The sequence below is a fragment of the Phenylobacterium sp. genome (genome assembly GCF_031425575.1).
Classification (GTDB): Bacteria; Pseudomonadota; Alphaproteobacteria; order Caulobacterales; family Caulobacteraceae; genus Phenylobacterium.
The window spans coordinates 1-3,877 of sequence record NZ_JANPJP010000275.1; the positions used below are offsets into that span (position 1 = coordinate 1).

General features: G+C 69.4%; 4 protein-coding genes. 3 read left to right on the top strand and 1 reads right to left on the bottom strand.

What is annotated here, in order from left to right:
* A partial coding sequence (locus RMO97_RS15620) for a hypothetical protein (RefSeq protein WP_310541961.1) occupies positions 1–218 on the top strand: 218 nt, incomplete at its 5' end.
* A gap of 133 nt (positions 219–351) precedes the next feature.
* Here the strand turns inward: RMO97_RS15620 and RMO97_RS15625 are convergent.
* The gene (locus RMO97_RS15625; protein WP_310541964.1) at positions 352–1,674 is read right to left on the bottom strand and encodes a diguanylate cyclase domain-containing protein; all 1,323 of its coding nucleotides are present in this window, start codon (positions 1,672–1,674) and stop codon (positions 352–354) included.
* Positions 1,675–1,807: 133 nt separating this feature from the next.
* Between RMO97_RS15625 and RMO97_RS15630 the strand changes: the two genes are divergently transcribed.
* The gene (locus RMO97_RS15630) at positions 1,808–2,584 is read left to right on the top strand and encodes an SDR family NAD(P)-dependent oxidoreductase (RefSeq protein ID WP_310541962.1); all 777 of its coding nucleotides are present in this window, start codon (positions 1,808–1,810) and stop codon (positions 2,582–2,584) included.
* Between the two features lie 64 nt (positions 2,585–2,648).
* A complete protein-coding gene (locus RMO97_RS15635) occupies positions 2,649–3,782 on the top strand; it encodes a CaiB/BaiF CoA-transferase family protein (protein WP_310541963.1) in 1,134 nt (377 codons plus the stop codon).
* Positions 3,783–3,877 lie beyond the last annotated feature (95 nt).

A 3,877-nucleotide genomic window follows, 5' to 3' on the forward strand; every position in this document is an offset into this window, starting at 1 on the left:
GGCCTAAGGGCGCCGTGGTCACGTTCCGCAACGAGGATTTCCCCAACCCCATGGGGCTGATGGCCTTCGTCACCAAGAATCAGGTCGCCTGGAAGGTCCGCCCCGACAACAAGGTCGTCGTGCGCGGCGAATGGGAAACCCCGGAACAGCGGCTCAACGCCGCAGAGCGGGTGCTGAGCGAACTGGCCAAACTGGCCGGGGCGGCGGTCGCGGCCTAGGCGCCGCAACCCCGCTCATCCCGGCGAAGGCCGGGACCCAGATACACCCACCGAATTCAGGGTTCTATTCGAGGCCGTGACCTCCGACCTGGATCCCGGCCTTCGCCGGGACGAGCGGATAGGGAAGGGCTCCTTAGCTCGCCTTCTCCACAGCTCGCGCCGCAGCTTCCTCCAGCGCCTTCCCAACCCCAGCCGCCAGGCTGACCTCGGCGACGCCGATGTCGAACTCCACCACGAAGGGGGCCTTGCCGTCGCCGGCCTCGAAGGCCGTGCAGCCGATCACGGCGGCGATGCGTTCGCCGGCCGCCCGGGCCGAGGCCTGGGGGGTGGCGGGCAGGGCAAGCGCGAAGACCTCCGGACCCAGGCGTGCGGCGGTGTCCTCCACCCGCACCAGGCGGCCGATCATCGAGCCGATCTGAGGGATGGCGCGGTCCAGCCAGCCGCCGTGGCGCGCATTGTCGACGTCCGGTCGGTTGGAGACCTTCAGCACGCAGACCGATAGCGGCCGGTTACGCAGCCGCGAGGCCTGGGCGAGCCGCCCCAGGTGGGTGGCGAACAGGTCCCGGGTGAACAGCCCCGTCGCCGGGTCCATCAGGCCCGAGGCCCGCGCCTTTTCCAGGGCCTTGCGGATCGCCGTCTGGCGGCGGTAGCTGCGCGCCAGCTCGATCACCCGCTTGGCGGTCTCGGTCTCCGGCGTCTCGGGCGAGGCCACGTCGGAGATGCCCCGATGATAGGCCTCCGACATGGTCACATAGCTCTCCTGCTTCATGTAGAGCAGGGCGGGCGTGTGATAGAGGCGGGTGTTGCGGCGCATGCCCGCCGCGATCGACAGCGCCTCCTGGCTGTTGTCCCCAGCCCACAGCACCACGGCGTCGAAGGGCCGTTCGTGCAGGTAGTCAAAGGCCGTATAGGCCGTGAAAGCGCCCACCACTTCCGCGCCGGAACCGGTCAGGGCGTTGGAAAGCGCCAGGAACTGCGGCGCGGGCTCGCCGATGGCCAGCACCCGGAAGGGCGTGGGATCGGGATCAGGGGTCTCCAGCCGCCGGCCACGCTCGCTGAAGGTTTCCAGCCGCAGCTCGAACTCCTCCTCGGCGATGGCCATGCGCACCAGGGTCTCCAGGCGCAGCACCACCTGGGCCGGATGCACCGGCGCCGTCAGGGTGAGATCGAAGTTGAGGCCGTCCAGTTCCGGTCCCGGCGCGCCGATGGCGATCACCGGCAGGCGGCGTGGGGCGCAGGCGGCCTTCAGGCGCTTGGCGAGCGTCAGGGCCTCGTGGCCGCCGCTGGCGAGGTCGACGATCGCGGCTTCCACCTGCAGGTCGCTGAGCGCGGCGATGGCGGCATAGGGGCCGCGCGCGGTGACGGTGCGCCAGCCGAGCCGGTCCAGCCCCTCGGCGAGCGGACCCGCCAGGGCGTCATCTCGCGCGACGATCAGAACTCGCGCATGGACGCCCAGGGCCATTCCTCAACCTTTGAAACAACAAGACAGCCGACCTGCCGCTTATAGGCGGGAATCGGGCTGAAGGCAGAATATACAGAGGTGCGCGACCGCGACAGGGACGCGCAGGTCAAGGGTGTGGAGCATCGCCATGGACAAGCCGCTTTCGGGCCAGACGGCCATCATCACCGGGGCGTCTGGCGGACTGGGGACTCATTTCGCCAGGCTGCTGGCCGGGGCCGGCGCCTCCGTCGCCCTGACCGCCCGGCGGCTGGACATGGTCGAGAACCTGGCCGGTGAGATCGCCGGATCGGGCGGCCGCGCCATGGCCCTGCGCCTGGACGTCGCTGACGCCGCCTCCATCGCGCCCGCCTTCGCCGAGATCGAGGCGGGCCTGGGACCGGTGTGCATCCTCGTCAACAACGCCGGGGTCGGCGGGGAGGGGCTGGCGCTTGATCTCTCCATCGAGGAGTGGGACCGCACCTTCGACGTCAATGTGCGCGGGGTGTTCTTCGCCGCCCAGGCCGCCGCGCGGCTGATGTTCGCCAATGGGACCGCCGACGCCGGCCAGGCCCGCATCGTCAACATCGCCTCCATCGCCAGCCATACGGTCCTGCCGGGCCTGGCGGCCTACAACGCCTCCAAGGCGTCGGTCGCCATGCTGACCCGCAGCCTGGCCCGTGAGTGGTCGCGGCGCGGGATCGCGGTCAACGCCCTGGCGCCCGGCTACATCGAGACCGATATCAACGCCTTCTGGTGGAGCACCGAGGGCGGCAGGAAGCAACTCAAGGGCTTCCCGCGACGCCGCCTGATGGAGGCGAGCGACCTCGACGCCGCCTTCATGATGCTCTGCGGGCCCGCGGCGCGGGCCATCGCCGGAACCCTGATCACTATCGACGACGGCCAATCGCTGCCCGGCGGCGGCTAGGGCGCTTGGCTGACCGCACGTCACTGGCGCTAAACTCCCGCAAAATCGATTGGGAGTTGAGACCATGCGCCAGGGACCGCTGAGCGGACTGAAGATCATCGAGTTCGCCGGGATCGGGCCGGGGCCATTCTGCGGCATGCTGCTGTCGGACCTCGGCGCCGACGTGGTGCGGATCGACCGCAAGGGGCAGGGCAGGGGCTCTCCCGCCGACGTGACGGCGCGCGGCCGCCGCTCCGTAGGCCTGGACCTCAAGAACCCCCAGGCCATCGAGACCTGCCTGAAGCTGCTGGAGAGCGCTGACGCGGTGTTCGAGGGCTTCCGACCGGGTGTCATGGAGCGCCTGGGGCTTGGGCCCGACGTGGTGCTGAAGCGCAATCCGAAGATCGTTTACGGCCGCATGACTGGCTGGGGCCAGACCGGTCCCTACGCCAATGCCGCAGGCCACGACATGAACTACATCGCCATCACCGGCGCCCTCCACGCCATCGGGACCAAGGACAAGCCGATCCCGCCGCTGAACCTGGTGGGAGATTTCGGCGGCGGCGCCCTCTACCTCGCCTTCGGCCTGATGGCCGGGATCATCAGCGCGCGGGAGACCGGCAAGGGCCAGGTGATCGACGCGGCCATGAGCGACGGCGCGGCCTCGCTGATGGCCATGTTCTACGGCTTCAAGGCCAGCGGCATGTGGACCCACGACCGCCGCGCCAACATGCTGGATGGCGGCGCCCACTTCTACGACACCTACCAGTGCTCGGACGGAAAGTGGGTTTCCATTGGCTCCATCGAGCCACAGTTCTACGCCTTACTACTTGAAAAGACCGGGATTACCGACCCCGCTTTCGCAGCTCAGATGAACCGCGGCGAGTGGGACAGCCTGCGCGCCAAGCTGGCCGAGGTGATCGCCGGGAAGACCCAAGACGAGTGGACCGCCATCATGGGCGGCACGGACGTCTGCTTCGCCCCGGTCCTCGACCTGGATGAGGCGCCCAAGCATCCCCACAATGTGGCCCGCCAGACCTTCGTCGAGGTCGCCGGGGTCACCCAGCCGGCGCCGGCGCCGCGCTTCTCGGCCACGCCAGGCGCCATCCAGGGCCCGCCGCCCGCCATCGGCGCACACGATACCGAGGCGCTCACCGACTGGGGCTTCTCGGGCGCGGAGATCGAGGCGCTGAAGGCGGCCGGAGCCTTGAACGGGTAGGGGCAGCTCCCTTCCCCCTCGATGGGGGAAGGGCCGGGGATGGGGGTGAGTGCAGAGCGTTGGTGAGCGCCCGCTGGAGGCCTATGTCGATCGCA